Raw genomic sequence first — 15,864 nt, forward strand, 5'->3', positions numbered from 1 at the left:
TTTTCTTTAATACGCCACAAATATATGTATTATCATAGTACTATGTTATGCAAAGTACTATATTTTAATAAAAATTAATCTATTAACGTTCATTCGGTTTATTATCCATAGAAATAATACGTATCTTTGCTGCCTATAGATATAAACAAAAAAATATGTTGACTATTCGAAAAGCAAGTACAGACGATTGCAATTTTATCAACACGTTGGCTTCTATTGCATTTCCGGCTACCTATCGAGACATTCTATCGCCCCAACAGCTCGACTATATGATGGAGTGGATGTATGCTCCCCACCGGATAGAGAAACAAATGACAGAAGAAGGACATGTTTATTTCATAGCTTACCTAAATGACGAAGCTTGTGGCTATCTGTCGGTACAGCCGCAGGAGAATGCAATATTTCATTTGCAGAAAATCTACGTGCTGCCTTCTTTTCAAAAGAAAGGGATTGGGCAGTTTTTATTCGAACAAGCTGTTCGATACATCAAAGAGATACACCCCGAACCTTGTTTGATGGAGTTAAATGTGAATCGCAACAACAAAGCAGTATATTTCTATGAGCGAATGGGCATGAAGAAGCTGCGCGAAGGCGATTTTGACATTGGAAACGGGTATTATATGAACGATTATATCATGGGATTGGAATTATGGAATTAAGAAAGGAAACAGTTCGTGCAATAGTGAATTCCCGCTTGCCGGAAATGACAGAAGAGGGACGACTACTTCTAGAAAATATACTGATTTGCAAAGAGATACAGAAAGGCGAATTGGCTCTCAATGAAGGAGATATATGCCATGACATTATATTTGTAGGAAAGGGAATGTTGAGGCAATTTTACTACAAAAACGGAAAAGATGTAACAGAGCATTTCTCATACGAAGGATGCACGGTTATGTGTATCGAGAGTCTGTTGAAGCAAGAACCTACCCGGTTGATGGTAGAAGCCTTGGAGCCATCTACCATTTATCTGCTTCCCTATCGTACGTTGCTAAATCTGATCGAAAGATCGGCCGAAATCAATCTGCTGTATCGTCGGATATTGGAGTATTCGCTGATTGTATCGCAAGTCAAAGCCGATTCCTGGCGATTTGAAACAGCACGCGAACGCTATCATTTATTGCAAAAGAATCATCCGGAAATCATTAAACGGGCACCTCTGTCACACATTGCATCTTACCTGCTCATGACACCCGAAACGCTAAGCAGGGTACGCGCAGGGATACTTTAAAAGATGAAGTAAGGTGTTAAATGGATTTCTTATCGCTTGCGGTATTCGCGAGGCGAGAGTCCCACTGCATGCTTAAAATACTTACCAAAAAAGGATTGGTTGGCAAAATGCAAGGACTCGGCAATCTCTTGTATACTCATCTCGGACGACATAAGCAATGCCTTGGCTTCGAGAATCACAAAGTCATCAATCCATTTTCCAGCCGTTTTGCCACTCACCTCTTTCACAACACCCGACAGATGCTTGGCTGTGAGACAGAGTTTATCAGCGTAATAGCTAACGGATCGTTGGTTTCGGTAATTTTCGGCTACTTCACGTAGAAACTTCTCCATCAACTCCTCTTTCCGAGTCATGACCCTTAACTTTTGAGGCATGCAACGCTGATAAATATGATGAAGTTCGTAAAAAAGAGAAAGCAAAATATTTTGGATAATCTCTTTGCGGTAGATATTGTGAGACATGCGTACTCTACTCCAAAGAAAAGAATGATATTCCAACAAACAATCTACATCATCCTGAGCCAAGGCAAGTGTGGGGCTTTCTTTTACATCAAACATAAATGTGAGCATCTGTGTGATACGGGGAAACGTATCATCGACAAAGCCCTTGGAAACCACAATAAAAACTCCGGCAAAATCATCGCTCTTACTGATATTCTGAACAATCTGATCGGGAAGGGTAATTAACAACGTATGAGCCGTTAAGGTATATTCTTGTAGATTAATGCTAACCTTATAACTTCCCTTCAGGCAAAGGCTTACCACAGACGCATTCATACGACTGGGGTAGCCTCTTACCGGAAGTTCGGAAATATCATCGAAGATAGCAAAATCGTTATCAATAAAATCGATGTTTTGCAAACAGCGTACATGGTCTATCTCTACCAATGGGATGGCGTTTATATCCATATTTTATCTTTTTGCACAAAGATACATATTAATCGATTAATTCATAATCTTACATCCAATGAAAAAGGTACGAGGTTGTGTCGGTCCGTAAAAATAGCCCGAATCACGGAACTCTCCTTTATCGAGATCTTTCTGGAAACTATTGAATATATCCTCAAATCCGCAGCTAATTTATAACTGATTCAAATAGCGATTTAATTCACCTAATAGTTCCTACTCGTAGCTTTTCCCCCTGCTTTTCTCCTTGATTTCAGGTTATAGGGCATAGCTTCCCCTTTCCCCAGTTAGCTGAAGGCATAAGTAATCCCACGAAAAGTTGTTTTTACGGACTCCAAAGCAACTTGTATGGTTTGTCGGAATAAATATTGAGTACCCATTGTCTGCCTGTCTTTACCCATTTCGCAGGAACTGTAATGAATCGAAAGATAAATCGTTTGACTCGGCTTACCGGTTCAATATCTTCAAACACGGCTGCAACCTTCTCAATAAGGTAAGCATAAAAGTTTTTAGCCATGGCTGTAAGTAGCAGGAATACTGTATTCTCTTTGAGGAATGAACAGGGAAGATGACTCCACCCGAAATCGTTATTCATCATGTCGAATGTTCTTTCACAGGCTCCACGAGCATTGTAGAAGAGTACAATGTCTTTTTCAGAACTTTCATGGTCATTGGTTAAGATGCACCGATAGGTGTATTCACCATCAAATAGGTCCAATTGGTTGTCCTTACGCTTTTGCCTTTGAATAACAAGTCGGTAGTTTTCTTCTTGCAAAAAGGAAGTAAAAGGTATGGAGGTCACTTCATAATTCTCGAAGTTGATTTCTTCTTTTTTCCAATCTGTGATTTTCGTCATTTCTTCATACAGAGACTGACATTTGCCGGCTCGTATGTAGAACTTGTTGCAGTAGCCATGTGTCATACGGATAATCTCTTCCGAATAAGAACCACAGTCCATCCGGCAACGGTCTATGAATATTCCCCTATCGGCCAAACGACGAAAAGTCCGTTGGAGCGTATCCGCTTGACGAAAACGGACATTTGCGTTTGCGGCCCGATTTTCCACACCAACAATGTTACCACCAATAGTTGCCGTGCCGGGGAAATAACCACGTTTTTTCTTGTAAGAATACTGAGTGTCATACTTTTCTGTGGGAATAAACTGGTGGTCGAAGTCCAAGTTATAAAGCGTGTTTGGCTTGAGTTGTTCTGTTTGAAGGAGCATATCGAGCATCAAACTATTAAGCTGTTCCGCCTTATTGAAAGCATAGCTTGCTCCTTTTTGGGAAGTATAGTGGATATCCAATTCTGCGAGTTCTTTTATGCCTCTCAATAAAGTATCCGGACTGGGGATTTCAGTATCCGGGCGTAATTCAAGATGTTTGCCAAGGTGTTTGCCGATATCTTCGATGTGGTCACCGCCGCAATAGTAGATCCAAAATAGGCTCGAAATAATTTCGCTATATTGGTAACCGGCGTAGGAAGAACGTAATCCTAAAGATTTATCGATCACGGAATTCAGTCCTAAACGAGAAAATTCATCCATTGCGTAAAATATACCCCCAAAAGGAGTGATATTATCTGATTTTATGGCTATTTTTGTTGTCATATGCACAAGTACCTTTATGGTTTGTTTGGTAGCACTAATTTAGGTGAATCTTGTGACATAACCAAACCTTGAGGATGTTATTCATCCTCAAGTGTTTGGATTCTCTGAAAATAATATGACTGCGGATTTAAGGTATATTTTGTATTCCACCGTTTAGCTGTAGTTTAATGTGATCGTTAAGCAAAAAGGTATAATTCAGTTTCAGGTTCAAATCGCAAAATTGCGGAGTTGTTTCCATACGGTCTTCGGCAATATAGCCGGCCATATGAGGCACAATCATCTTACCGGTATACGTACCCGAGAGCGAGAAATCAAAGTGCTTTGTCGGCGCAGAGGTAAAGGTAAAGTAACCGTAATAGTCGGGCGTACGGGGCATACGCTTCGTGGTCAACGCAACACCGTCTATCTCTTCGCGCCAAACCACCTCTTGGGTGTAGTGACTGCGTTGAGCGGTAAAGCCCAATTGAAATTGAGCCTCGCGACCATGAGCCAACTTAGCATCGAGATTCACACCATACACACGGGCTCCGTGGGCGTTGCGACGCTCTTTAATCTCGTCACCATTTTTATCTTCGCCAATATTGGTCAACGTAAACACATGGCGCAGATCTGTATAAAATCCCTCGACAAGCAGGTTCGATTGCCAGTGTCCGATGGGCAACGTCCAATCTATCGAACCGCTGAAGCTGTTCGAACGCTCTTCGCGTAACCCGTCGGCCAATCTGATTTGTATCCCTTTCCCTCCAACGGCTGTCACATGCAAATCTTCATCATAGGCTTGCGGTGCACGAAAGCCGGTCGAATAGGTTAGCCGCGCTTGCAAATTATCGACAGGTTTATAAAGGAAGTTGATACGCGGACTCACAATAAGACGATCAATTAAGTTATGCTTATCCAGGCGCATACCGACCAGCGTGGTAAACTTATGCATACGCCACTCGTTCTGCAGAAAAGTACCGGCTATACGCACATCCTGCTTCATATCGCGGTGGTAACCGGTCATGACATCGTGAAGCGAGTTGCTCTGATACTCAACACCGGCGGTAAAGGTGGCAGGTGCAAAAAGGCAGCGATCCATATTACCTACATACATGGCACCGGCTACCCAAGTCAGATCGTCGGTTTTGCCATAAGCATTGAGATTCTTCCCTGCGCCATAATAACTATTGCGATCGGTATGCTGCACCGAACCGTAGACCGACATTTTATGCTTCGCTTCATTCCAGTAACGATCGTAGCTCAGACCACCGCTATTGATGACATGCTTTGTTTGTTCGGTTATATCCGACTCATGAGGTTGCAAATCAAACTTATTTCCACCCCGGCGAAACTCATTTGTAGTATGGTACTCAATGTTTATACGGCTGGAGTACGTAGGGCGATAATAGGCACGAAGTCCGAAGGTATTCATATTTAGTTTACCCAACTCTGAAAAGCCGTCACCATCAGCATCATAAGGGTTGCGATTGCGATAGGTTTCGTACAAAGCGATACCGTACGTATTGTCTTTAGAGACCAACGAAACATTGCCTCCCATGTACTGCTCCCACGATTTTCCGTTCATATTTGATAAGGTACTGGCTACCTGAAAAGAGTTGTTAATAGGATCTTTGGTGATAATATTGATCGTACCACCCACGGCATTGGCACCAAACAAGGCAGAGCCACCACCACGTACTACCTCGATACGCTCAACCATATTGACAGGGATCTGCTCCAGTCCATACACACCCGACAGAGCACTGATAACCGGACGGCTGTTGATAAGGATCTGCGAGTATGGACCTTCCAACCCGTTGATACGCACTTGTGGAAAACCGCAGTTCTGGCAGTTATTCTCTACGCGCAAACCACTCTGAAAGTTAAGCGACTTGGCCAAATCGGTAGAGTTAATGGCATCAAACAGTTTACTGCTCATTACATTGACTACCACCGGAGCTTCGCGCCGACTCACTTCATTGCGGTTGGCCGATACAACTACCTCGTCGGTAGTAAAAGCCTCCTCGATCATACGAAAATGGACTACGGTTGCAAACTCTTTGCTCACCGTCACTTTCTTATCTTGTGTTTTATACCCCATGGCTTGCACACGCAGCGTATAGTCGCCAACGGGAAGTTTGCGGAACTCGAATTGTCCCTGCTCATTGGTTACTGTTCCCCCATCGCGCCCAAGAATCTGAACCGTAGCAAACGGAATATTTTCATCGGTTCCTTTCACTATGACGTGTCCGGAAATCAAATTACCCTCTTTAATAGGGCTTACAGCAAGGAGGTTTATGCACACGAAGGTGAGCACAAACATAAATATGTAGTGTTTCATTAAAAGAAATACGTTAGAAATGAATAAAATGAAAAGTAAAAATTGGTTTATGAAACACTGTAATACGGAGGTGCACGAAGAGAGAGTACCCGGAGATGGGCTTTTGTAGCCACAGGCACCCGAACCGGCGTTTCAATATAAGCCAACAATGAAAGTATCGGCTTAAAATGAATAGGGGCATCGGCCTCTAATGTCTGGAAAACAGACAAACGGTCAAGAACCACCAATTCGGTTTTGCTGTGACTGTGTTTTTCTTTACTGGGGTGAGAGTGCGTGATCATCACACCGTTCACATAGTGAACGTGAGTAAACAAGGTAATCCCTACCTGATAGGTTGCAAACAAGGCAAGCAACAGAAGTGGATACAGAACTCTTTTTATACTTCTCACCGATGAATCGTTTTTTCTATTTTTGAGAATGCAAAGATACGTATAATTGTAACAGCAGCCTAAAGAGAGTACTTTATTTTTTAACAAATACCTATAAATAGGTAGTCAATTGCTCTAGATAAACCTGATCGATTTCGTCAAAACTGTTCAGTTGATCACTATCAACATCAAGCACTCCCCATATCACCCCATCTTTAAATAAAGGAATAACAATCTCGGAACGAGAACGAGAGCTGCAAGCAATATGACCCGGAAAAGCATCGACATCGGGTACAAGTTGTGTAGCAGCACTTTCCCAAGCTACTCCACAAACACCCCTACCCTTACGAATACGCGTACAAGCTACAGGACCCTGAAAAGGACCCAGTACTAATTCATCTTGATTGACAAGGTAAAAACCAACCCAAAAGAAATCGAATGCTTCTTTTAGAGCTGCCGCCACATTGGCGAGGTTCGCAATCAAATCTTCTTCTCCTTCAATTAGAGACTGAATTTGGGGTAGCAAAGAGCGGTATTGCTCCTCTTTACTACCCGATAAGAAGTGTAGGTCTTCAGACATAATTTTTACTTTTTATTAGAGTTTCTGCCGTACAGATAGATATAATCACGTTTGGCTGCGGGAGTAGTCCATTCTTCGGGGATAAACTTCCACTGGTTGAGCGCACGCGGATTCAGAACTTTCTTCTCCGAAATATACTGCATCATATAAAAACGAAGATCCTTATTGGTTGAAAAAAGAATCCGGTCTTTCAGTTGATCCTGAGGAATACCCGCGCCTTTGGTCAATAATTCACCCCCACCATTACCCCTATAGGAGTTAGTAACAACCTTGTATATCTTGTCCAAATAGAACGGAGAGCCATCGGCCATACTAATGATGTTTATCTTTTCGCCTTGCGGCTTTGTTACGTCTACTGTATAGATAATACCTGCTGCCGAGTCGAAATTAAAGCTAAAGTTTTGAAAAGCGGCCTGTTCACCCATCCCCTCGGTTGGAACTTCTTTGAACCAAAGCAGATGATCTTCGGGCGATTTCATTTGATTCGTCCAGATATAATAAGACATTTCAAGAAAACCTTTAATTTCTTTACCCGATAGCTTCATCACATAAAGCATATTCTCGTACTTGTAGAGATTGAACATATCACTCACCCGAACATCGCCCTTCTCAATGACAGCATCAAAAGCCAAGGGAGCCGAGAAAGAAATGTCGGCTTTCGACAGATCGAGTTGCAGGGAGTGAATAAAATCGACAAATCCCGACGGGCCAAAGAAAGCAGAACGAGTCTTAAGTTCTTCGGTGAAAGTGCCGATTTTCTTAGAAACAAACGCCTGCACTTTATTTTGCTGCTCGGCAAAACGGGTCATAAATGCTTCACTGACGCCATAGTCTTTGACATCAGTCAGTTTACCACTGATCTCCTTACTCTTTACTTTACCGTTTTTAAGTTTAAAGGTTACGTCTATATCAGCCACGACAATACCATTAAAAGCGGGATCTACGACCAATACAGAATCTCCGGCTATATTGGCAATCTTTTTACACTCACGGCTATGGTCATGCCCCATCATAACAACATCAAAACCGGGTACATTCCGGGCGACATCCAATGAAGCATTTTCATTATATCGGCCTCCGATAACTTGTGCTTCCTGCCCTGAATGAAAAAGACCGACTATTAAGTCAGGCTTCTCCTGCTCACGAATCACCTTCATCCAGTAGCGGGCTGTTTCCTCCATATCATCGAATTGTAAACCTTTCCAAAGATTCTCGGGCAGCCACACCGGAATACCGGAGGTAATCATTCCAAGTATAGCGACTTTAACCCCTTTGCGCTTCACTATCACATAAGGTTTTAAGTAAGGTTTGGCTGTGCTTCGATCAATAATGTTGGCTCCCAGAATAGGAAAATCGCAATCCTCGATCCAACGATTGAAAACAGAATGTCCGGTTTCTACATCATGGTTACCCATATTACCCGCTACATATCCCATATAGTTCATCATTGATGCACATACATGTGGTGAAATGGTATCTATGTAGTTGTAGTAATAAGCTGTAGGCTGACCTTGAAGAATATCTCCGTTGTCGACCAGCAAAAGATTATCCTTATATGTTTTACGTTGTTCCTCCACATAAGCATATACACGGGCTAAACTCCCTGCCCACTCTTCTTGGGTGATGAAGTTATATGAATAATAATTACCATGTATATCGGAAGTTTCTACGAGTTTCAGTTTTACTTCACGCTCTTGTGCAGGCAAAGCAAGCGCAGAACAGAGCAATAGGGCATAAATTGTCGTTAGTCTTTTCATCTGTTTTAATTGGCACATTGATTATTTAAAGGATACGAAAACACAAATCGAGCCCCTTCTGTATAATCCGGATCGATCCAGATTCTTCCTCCCCATTTTTCAACGGTTAGCTTGCAGATAGAGAGTCCCAATCCGGTACCTTGCGCATATTCATTTAATTTTTCAAATCGTTCGAACACTTGTTTTTGTTTCTCTTTCGGTATACCACAACCGGTATCAGATACAGAGAATAAAGCACTATGAGTATGTTCGTCTATCTCAAAGCGCAACGTAATAAAGCCGTTGGAAGTAAACTTACCGGCATTGGTTAGCAAATTAATAAGTACTTGCTGCAACCGCTGTATATCAACGGTTAGCATATAGGTATCAAAATCACTGGAAAACACAAACGTATTGTCTGCCGAATTTCGGGTTACATCCACCGAGGAGAGAATCTGTCGGCAAAGCAATACAATATCGCAACTCTCTTCCGACAGTTTCACACGATCGGCCTCCAAACGCGAAAGATCAAGAATATCATTAATTAAACGAAGCAATAAGTCGGAATTGGTCTGAATGATCTCAAAAAAACTACGTTGTTCCTCCTCCGAGTTTCCACCCACAGACAAGACATTAGAAAAACCCACGATAGCATTTAAGGGAGTACGTATTTCATGACTCATATTGGCAAGGAATGCGCTCTTCAAATGATTAGCCTCTTCGGCGCGTTCTTTGGCTTCGCGCAATTTTTTTTCAGAATTCAGCAATTCGTCTTTCAACCGTTTGGTTCGATAATAAAAGAACAAAGAAACACATAATCCGATAACCAACGTGAGGAGAATGCCGTAAACAGTCCATAACTGATAAGTATATTGTTGATAAAATGTAAGAGGCTCATTTACTATCGTTACAGGAAAAGGCAAATTCGTCAGGTTCAATTTCAACTCTGTTGCCTTATTATAATCGATCTCTGCTGCACTCTGAATCACTTTTATATGGTTGGCACTGTCGTTTCCATACATCTCTAATCGTATGGCTTCACGAGCCATGTCCTTACCCAAATCGCAATAAACAGGCATCACACCTCCCACTGCCCAATAGCCCATACTTACACTTGAAGGTGTAAATACGGGAAGCGTAGGATTAGCTTCCATCATAGCGTAAGTTGCATTACGCATAAAGTATCCTTCGTTCTTATCAACACGCCAGGTACCAACCATTACAACCGTATTGGGAGGCAATTGCCTGAATCGGTCAACAATAGTATAAATAGTATTGGAACGGCCATCTAGCAGGATTAACTCTAAATCAGGAAAATCACGCATGGACTTACGCACCAGTGCTTGCATAGAAACACCACCATACGTATTATCGGAAAGAAAAGCGATGTGACGTGTTTGAGGATAGAAATGTTTAATCATTCGGATATTGGCCGGTATGTCATACTCATACACAAAACCCGACTTCACTTCCTGATGCCCCATTTCGCCCGAAAGGATATCAAGAGACTCGGGCATCCAGGTTTCCAATGTATCATTCGGTGTAGGCAACATCACTGAGTTTCGACTAATTAGGCTACACATAACAGGCACCTTTCTGGCAACCGAGTCATCCTGCGACAAATAAGCCGCCCAAGCTTCCTGCCCTAACAGAATAATCAATTTAGGAGCTTGCTCTCCCGTGTGTTTAGACAGAATATCAGCCATCATGGATTTCCATTGAGGAGCCTCCGAAAAGCTTTTGCAGTTCATGTTTTCGGTCTCTACATTCCAATGTCCACCCAAACGAGTGTATTCGTCCATAAAATTGGAAATAGTTAGTGTCGTTTTGTGAGAAGCGGGATTATATGAACTAATAATCAGGACGGATTTATCGCTGACGATTGCTTGCCCCTGCAAAGGACAATAAGAACGAGCGATTATTAAAAGAAAAACGATAACAAACTTGCCCTTTATTGACATATTAAACTTCACTTTTTATATTTGCGATGTTATTTTCCGATTGGCAAATATACGGATTTTTAGTGATTTTGTGAGATTAAGTATGTACATTTGTCGATTATTTTAGTAGTATACGTATGGAATTATTTCACAAAATGATTTCCGTAGCTTTAGGCATAACGGAAAAACAGATTAAAAATACGCTAAGTCTTTTAAATGAAGGAGCAACAATACCCTTTATCAGCCGATATCGTAAAGAAGTTACGGGGGGACTTGACGAAGTACAAATCGAAAATATCAAAGTACAGAATGACAAATTATGCGATTTGGCCAAACGAAAAGAAACCATTGTAAATACCATTGGAGAACAGGGTAAATTGACTCCCGAACTGCAAAAACGAATCGAAAACAGTTGGGATGCAACCGAGCTGGAAGACATTTACCTACCCTATAAACCCAAACGCAAGACACGAGCCGAAGCTGCTCGTCAGAAAGGATTGGAACCTTTAGCTGTTACCCTGCTGCTTCAACGTGAGAGTAACCTGACTGCCAAAGCTGCAAGTTTCGTTAAAGGAGACGTGAAGGATGTAGACGACGCACTAAAAGGCGCACGCGACATCATAGCCGAACAAGTGAATGAGGATGAACGGGCACGTAATATGGTACGTAACCAGTTCAGCCGTCAGGCTCAAATAACGGCCAAATTAGTCAAAGGAAAAGAGGAAGAAGCGGCTAACTACAGAAATTATTTCGACTTTGCCGAACCGTTGAAGCGGTGTACATCGCATCGATTGCTTGCCATGCGCCGTGCCGAAGCAGAAGGTTTACTGAAAGTATCGATTACCCCCAATGACGACGAATGCGTAGAGCGTCTCGAACAGCAATTCGTACGAAGCCGCAACGCATGTGGAGAGCAAGTGGCCGAAGCGGTACAAGATGCTTATAAACGCTTGCTCAAACCCTCCATCGAAACCGAGTTTGCCGGAATGACCAAGGAGAAAGCCGACGAAGAAGCCATTCGCGTATTTGCCGAAAACCTCCGTCAGCTACTACTGGCAGCACCTTTGGGGCAGAAGCGCGTCTTAGGTATCGATCCCGGCTATCGAACCGGCTGCAAAGTAGTGTGTCTCGATGCACAAGGAAACCTGATTCACAATGAGAATATTTATCCCCATCCGCCTGTAAGCAAGAGTAAGGAGGCTGCGGCCAAACTACGTAAAATGGTAGAGGCTTATCAAATAGAAGCCATTGCCATTGGCAATGGAACAGCTAGTCGCGAAACAGAATCGTTTGTCACCAGCCAGCAATTTGATCGTCAGTTGCAGGTGTTTGTGGTAAGCGAACAAGGAGCCTCCATCTATTCGGCCTCTAAGATTGCCCGTGATGAATTTCCGGAATATGATGTCACCGTACGCGGTGCCGTTTCTATCGGTCGCCGACTGATGGACCCCTTGGCAGAGCTCGTGAAAATCGATGCCAAGTCTATCGGTGTAGGGCAATACCAACACGATGTGGATCAGCCTAAATTGAAGAAATCGCTCGACCAAACGGTAGAGAACTGTGTCAATCAGGTGGGCGTTAATCTCAATACTGCCAGTAGCCATTTATTAACCTATATATCCGGATTAGGGCCGCAACTGGCGCAAAACATCGTGAGCTACCGTAGCGAAAACGGAGCCTTTGAGTCGCGCAAAGAGCTAATGAAAGTACCCCGCATGGGTGCCAAGGCATTTGAGCAATGCGCCGGTTTTCTTCGTATACCCGCAGCTAAAAACCCGTTGGACAATACGGCGGTACACCCCGAAAGCTATTGCATCGTAGAGCAAATGGCGAAAGACCTGAAATGTAGTGTAGCCGAACTGATAGCAAGCAAAGAGCTACGTCAAAAGATAGACGTATCGGCCTATATCACCCCCCATGTAGGGCTACCCACACTGAAAGACATCATGCAGGAACTCGATAAGCCGGGACGCGATCCACGCAAAGAAATCAAAGTTTTTGAGTTCGATCGAAACGTACGCACCATCAACGACCTACACGAAGGGATGGTACTTCCCGGTATTGTGGGCAATATAACCAACTTCGGTGCCTTTGTAGACATCGGTATCAAAGAAAACGGATTGATTCACCTTTCTCAAATGGCCGAACGCTTCATTTCCGACCCTACGGAAGTGGTATCCATTCATCAGCAACTATTGGTTAAGGTGCTGAGTGTGGATATGGATCGAAAACGGATTCAGTTGACCTTAATTGGTGTTGAATAAGAAAAAAGATGCAGATCATTTATCTGTTGGTTTGGGCACGCCGCTCAAACCAACAGATCATGCATCCCACCAAGATAGAAAGGAGCACCGTACATACGATTGACCCTTCAAACCCAAACGAACCGCCACTCAACCAAGTATGCTCCGATAGCCTTAGATCGAGCAGCGATGAGGTAAACTGATTGCCACTGACCCCGTATCCCAGTATCGGTCCTTGAATCCAGTTCCAAAACAGATGAAGAGAAATGGGAAACCAAAGGTTGCGCGTATAAAGAAAAGAAACGCCCAACATCATCCCCGCCAATACAATATTGAGCATCGGCAATAGTGCCATATCGGGGTTGAACAAATGCATAGCACCAAATAGCACAGAAGAGAGTACAAGAGCTAAAAAACGGTTCATACGCAAGCGCAACAATCCACCCAAAACAAATCCACGCACAATGATTTCTTCCAATAATGCAACCAGAAAACAGTAGAAAAAATCGTTCAATAATTGCATCGGATAGAAATGGAATCCGACGATTGTGACTGCTCCCAGCAAAAGAGAAAGGGTAAAGCCAACACCATAAAGCGTAGTTGCCACTAATAAACCATATAAAAGATCCTTGCCACGTCCGTTCAAGCTTAACCACCATTTACGTTTCATTTCTATAACTTTGTTAATGATTTGACAAAAATAGGCATAAAATCCCTATATTTGCCCAAACGATTATCACAAATTATGAAACTGAACCATTTACTCATCAGTCTGGCGCTTGGTGCAAATAGCTTTTTTGTAACAGCACAAGTCAGCAAAAACTACTATGTGGCCAAACCCGGAACCTTGATTTCGATGATGACCGAAGCAGAGGCCAACGCTATAACAAATCTGACATTAACGGGAAAAATCAATGCGATTGATTTCAAACACCTCCGCAACGAATTCAAAAACCTTGAAGTACTCGACTTATCCAATGCCGATATTAAGATGTACGTAGGGAAAGACGGTACTTATCCGGAGAAGACCTATGTTTATATGCCAAACTTTATTCCTGCCTATGCCTTCTGCCGCATGGAAAACGGACAGCCCAAAGGTAAGTCCTCTCTAAAAAAGATCATTCTTTCCGATAAGACGAAGAGCATTGAAGATGCTGCCTTCAAAGGATGTGAGAATCTCAAGATATGCCAGCTCAGGAAGAAGACGGCTCCCAACCTCCTATCAGAGGGCTTAACCGATAGCATTACAGCCATCTTTATCCCGTTGGGTAGCAGTGATGAATATCGCCGGAAAAACAATTGGGAAACTTTTGCTTTCATCGAAGGCGAACCACTCGAAGCAAACATACAGGTAGGTTTGATGGGAAGCCTCGAGAGCGAAATCATCAAAGCAGGGATGCAGCCCAAAGACATCAATTTCCTCACAGTCGAAGGTAAATTGGACAATGCCGACTTTAAGCTCATCCGCGATTATATGCCCAACCTCGTTTCGATCGATCTGTCAAAGACAAATGCTACGACCATACCCGACTTCACATTTGCACAGAAGAAATACTTACTCCGGGCACAGTTACCCAACAACCTGAAGGTAATCGGTCAAAGAGTTTTCAGCAATTGCGGACGTCTATGCGGAACCATCGAGCTGCCTGCCAGCGTTACTGCCATTGAATACGGTGCTTTTATGGGTTGCGATAACTTGCGATATGTCGTGGCATTGGGCAATCAAATCACCACACTCGGAGATAATATTTTCGGAGAAGGAGGTAGCAATAAACTACTCTATAATAAATAATGTGAATCAATGATGGTATTTTGATACCATACATACCGCCCCTCGGCTCCGGGAAAGGCGCGAGGTTTGTAATCAGCATATATCGAAAAAACGAGGTTTCCGCCTCCAAACGCATCTTTTGGGATGATTGCATTTGGAGAGCGGAAACCTCGTTGGTTCGTCGAAGCATCTCTTTTTCAGGACGATGTTTGTTGCAAGAGAGATGAGAGGCGTGCCGGATTATTCGAACGGATTTTCGGGTTCTCCTTCGTCCCCATTCTCGCCTCCTCCGGGTATATTCGACTTGGCTTTCTGCTTGAGTACCTGTCGTTTGTAGCGAACGATTTCTGCGTTGGTCACGTCTATAAAGACCTGATAATCGGCCGCGCCTTCGAGCAGGGCGTAGGCATTGATGTATTTCACGATTTCGCGGTAGTATTCGTCCACCAACAGTCGGGCAGCTTTCATCATCCCTGTTTCCTTGGTCGAGGATTCTTTGGTACGGGCACTCAGGGAGGTGCGTACTTTTTCGTTGGCGGTTTTCATGCCCGCTACCATGGGTGCGAGCGAGAGGGCGGCTACCTGTGCACTGCATTTGCCTTCGAGGTCGGTGATGAGATTGGTCATCAATCCGGTTTGCCGGTCGAGCTGCATGGCGGGTTCAATCCTGTAGTCCTTGAGGAGTTGTGCAAGTATGCGTGCGGCCTCTTGCATGGTGGTGTCGGGTATGTTGAGAAAGGCTTTAACTGCATTTTTCAACCCCAGATAGAGGGCATCTCGTTGCGAATCGGCTGTGGCTATTTCGTCGGTGATGAAGCTCTTGCGCGAGGTAACCAGCGCGGCATCTTCCTTCTCGATAGCTGCCTGATAGGCGGAGAGTTGAGAGGTTAGTTTGGCTTTTACTTTGCTGTTGGCGTTGATGCGTGTCAGCATTTCGGTGTGGTAAGAAAAATGGGCACCGTTGTCCATTTTAGCAAGATAGATTTCAGAGATTTCAATCATAAGATTAGAATTTAAATGGTTAATAAATAAAGTTTTTATTTTATTAGAAACATCGAAATGAGCGTAATCAATGATAAAATGAGAGAAATGAGGAGCGCTATTTTTTTCTCTCTCCTGACGAAATAGCTGATAAAACAGTAAATCGTAATGGAGAGTTCC

Annotated in this window: 12 protein-coding genes and 1 pseudogene; 4 read left to right on the forward strand and 9 right to left on the reverse strand. The window is 43.2% G+C overall.

The genetic code is table 11. The annotated features are described in order from the left end of the window. Positions 1–155: 155 nt before the first annotated feature. Both TY03_RS08505 and TY03_RS08510 read left to right on the forward strand, forming a co-directional pair. On the forward strand, positions 156–659 hold the full coding sequence (locus TY03_RS08505; RefSeq protein ID WP_042368906.1) for a GNAT family N-acetyltransferase: 504 nt from the start codon (positions 156–158) through the stop codon (positions 657–659). Next, positions 650–1,231: a Crp/Fnr family transcriptional regulator gene (locus TY03_RS08510; RefSeq protein WP_042368908.1), complete on the forward strand. Its 582-nt coding sequence runs from the start codon at positions 650–652 to the stop codon at positions 1,229–1,231. The genes TY03_RS08505 and TY03_RS08510 overlap by 10 nt, the downstream gene beginning before the upstream one ends. 29 nt (positions 1,232–1,260) lie before the next feature. Here TY03_RS08510 and TY03_RS08515 read toward each other — a convergent pair whose 3' ends face one another. The 7 genes and pseudogenes from TY03_RS08515 to TY03_RS08545 form a co-directional block, all read right to left on the reverse strand. After that, positions 1,261–2,139 carry a helix-turn-helix domain-containing protein gene (locus tag TY03_RS08515; RefSeq protein ID WP_042368911.1) on the reverse strand — a complete coding sequence of 293 codons (879 nt, stop codon included), beginning with the start codon at positions 2,137–2,139 and terminating at the stop codon, positions 1,261–1,263. 322 nt (positions 2,140–2,461) lie between these two features. Beyond that, positions 2,462–3,745, reverse strand: a complete 1,284-nt coding sequence (locus TY03_RS08520; protein ID WP_042366226.1) for an IS1380 family transposase — start codon at positions 3,743–3,745, stop codon at positions 2,462–2,464. 133 nt (positions 3,746–3,878) lie between these two features. Next, positions 3,879–6,065: pseudogene (locus tag TY03_RS08525) on the reverse strand (TonB-dependent receptor); the annotation flags it as partial. A gap of 47 nt (positions 6,066–6,112) precedes the next feature. Continuing rightward, on the reverse strand, positions 6,113–6,454 hold the full coding sequence (locus TY03_RS08530; protein WP_042368913.1) for a hypothetical protein: 342 nt from the start codon (positions 6,452–6,454) through the stop codon (positions 6,113–6,115). Positions 6,455–6,545: 91 nt separating this feature from the next. Beyond that, positions 6,546–7,013 carry a GAF domain-containing protein gene (locus TY03_RS08535; RefSeq protein ID WP_042368915.1) on the reverse strand — a complete coding sequence of 156 codons (468 nt, stop codon included), beginning with the start codon at positions 7,011–7,013 and terminating at the stop codon, positions 6,546–6,548. Between the two features lie 5 nt (positions 7,014–7,018). Continuing rightward, positions 7,019–8,770, reverse strand: a complete 1,752-nt coding sequence (locus tag TY03_RS08540; RefSeq protein ID WP_042369340.1) for a bifunctional metallophosphatase/5'-nucleotidase — start codon at positions 8,768–8,770, stop codon at positions 7,019–7,021. 5 nt (positions 8,771–8,775) lie between these two features. Then, positions 8,776–10,710, reverse strand: coding sequence for a sensor histidine kinase (locus TY03_RS08545; protein ID WP_052332446.1), 1,935 nt, complete (start codon positions 10,708–10,710; stop codon positions 8,776–8,778). 116 nt (positions 10,711–10,826) lie between these two features. Between TY03_RS08545 and TY03_RS08550 the strand changes: the two genes are divergently transcribed. Further along, entirely contained in the window at positions 10,827–12,953 is a 2,127-nt protein-coding gene (locus TY03_RS08550; protein WP_042368917.1) for a Tex family protein, read from the forward strand. Positions 12,954–12,972: 19 nt separating this feature from the next. On the opposite strand, the gene TY03_RS08555 is transcribed toward TY03_RS08550, so the two are convergent. After that, positions 12,973–13,602 (reverse strand): CPBP family intramembrane glutamic endopeptidase, encoded by a 630-nt coding sequence (locus TY03_RS08555; protein ID WP_052332430.1) that lies wholly within the window; start codon positions 13,600–13,602, stop codon positions 12,973–12,975. Between the two features lie 75 nt (positions 13,603–13,677). On the opposite strand from TY03_RS08555, the gene TY03_RS08560 reads away from it, so the two are divergent. Then, positions 13,678–14,724, forward strand: coding sequence for a leucine-rich repeat domain-containing protein (locus tag TY03_RS08560; RefSeq protein ID WP_042368919.1), 1,047 nt, complete (start codon positions 13,678–13,680; stop codon positions 14,722–14,724). Between the two features lie 219 nt (positions 14,725–14,943). On the opposite strand, the gene TY03_RS08565 is transcribed toward TY03_RS08560, so the two are convergent. Further along, a complete protein-coding gene (locus TY03_RS08565; RefSeq protein ID WP_074434147.1) occupies positions 14,944–15,705 on the reverse strand; it encodes a DUF6261 family protein in 762 nt (253 codons plus the stop codon). Between the last annotated feature and the right edge of the window lie 159 nt (positions 15,706–15,864).

The organism is Bacteroides neonati (genome assembly GCF_000499785.1).
Lineage (GTDB): Bacteria > Bacteroidota > Bacteroidia > Bacteroidales > Bacteroidaceae > Bacteroides > Bacteroides neonati.

Bases quoted from the DNA above. Each gene is read 5' to 3' on its own strand.
- TY03_RS08550 (WP_042368917.1), top strand. From the start codon at position 10,827: ATGGAATTATTTCACAAAATGATTTCCGTAGCTTTAGGCATAACGGAA.
- TY03_RS08540 (WP_042369340.1), bottom strand. From the start codon at position 8,770: ATGAAAAGACTAACGACAATTTATGCCCTATTGCTCTGTTCTGCGCTT.
- TY03_RS08555 (WP_052332430.1), bottom strand. From the start codon at position 13,602: ATGAAACGTAAATGGTGGTTAAGCTTGAACGGACGTGGCAAGGATCTT.
- TY03_RS08515 (WP_042368911.1), bottom strand. From the start codon at position 2,139: ATGGATATAAACGCCATCCCATTGGTAGAGATAGACCATGTACGCTGT.
- TY03_RS08545 (WP_052332446.1), bottom strand. From the start codon at position 10,710: ATGTCAATAAAGGGCAAGTTTGTTATCGTTTTTCTTTTAATAATCGCT.
- TY03_RS08520 (WP_042366226.1), bottom strand. From the start codon at position 3,745: ATGACAACAAAAATAGCCATAAAATCAGATAATATCACTCCTTTTGGG.
- TY03_RS08505 (WP_042368906.1), top strand. From the start codon at position 156: ATGTTGACTATTCGAAAAGCAAGTACAGACGATTGCAATTTTATCAAC.
- TY03_RS08560 (WP_042368919.1), top strand. From the start codon at position 13,678: ATGAAACTGAACCATTTACTCATCAGTCTGGCGCTTGGTGCAAATAGC.
- TY03_RS08535 (WP_042368915.1), bottom strand. From the start codon at position 7,013: ATGTCTGAAGACCTACACTTCTTATCGGGTAGTAAAGAGGAGCAATAC.
- TY03_RS08565 (WP_074434147.1), bottom strand. From the start codon at position 15,705: ATGATTGAAATCTCTGAAATCTATCTTGCTAAAATGGACAACGGTGCC.
- TY03_RS08510 (WP_042368908.1), top strand. From the start codon at position 650: ATGGAATTAAGAAAGGAAACAGTTCGTGCAATAGTGAATTCCCGCTTG.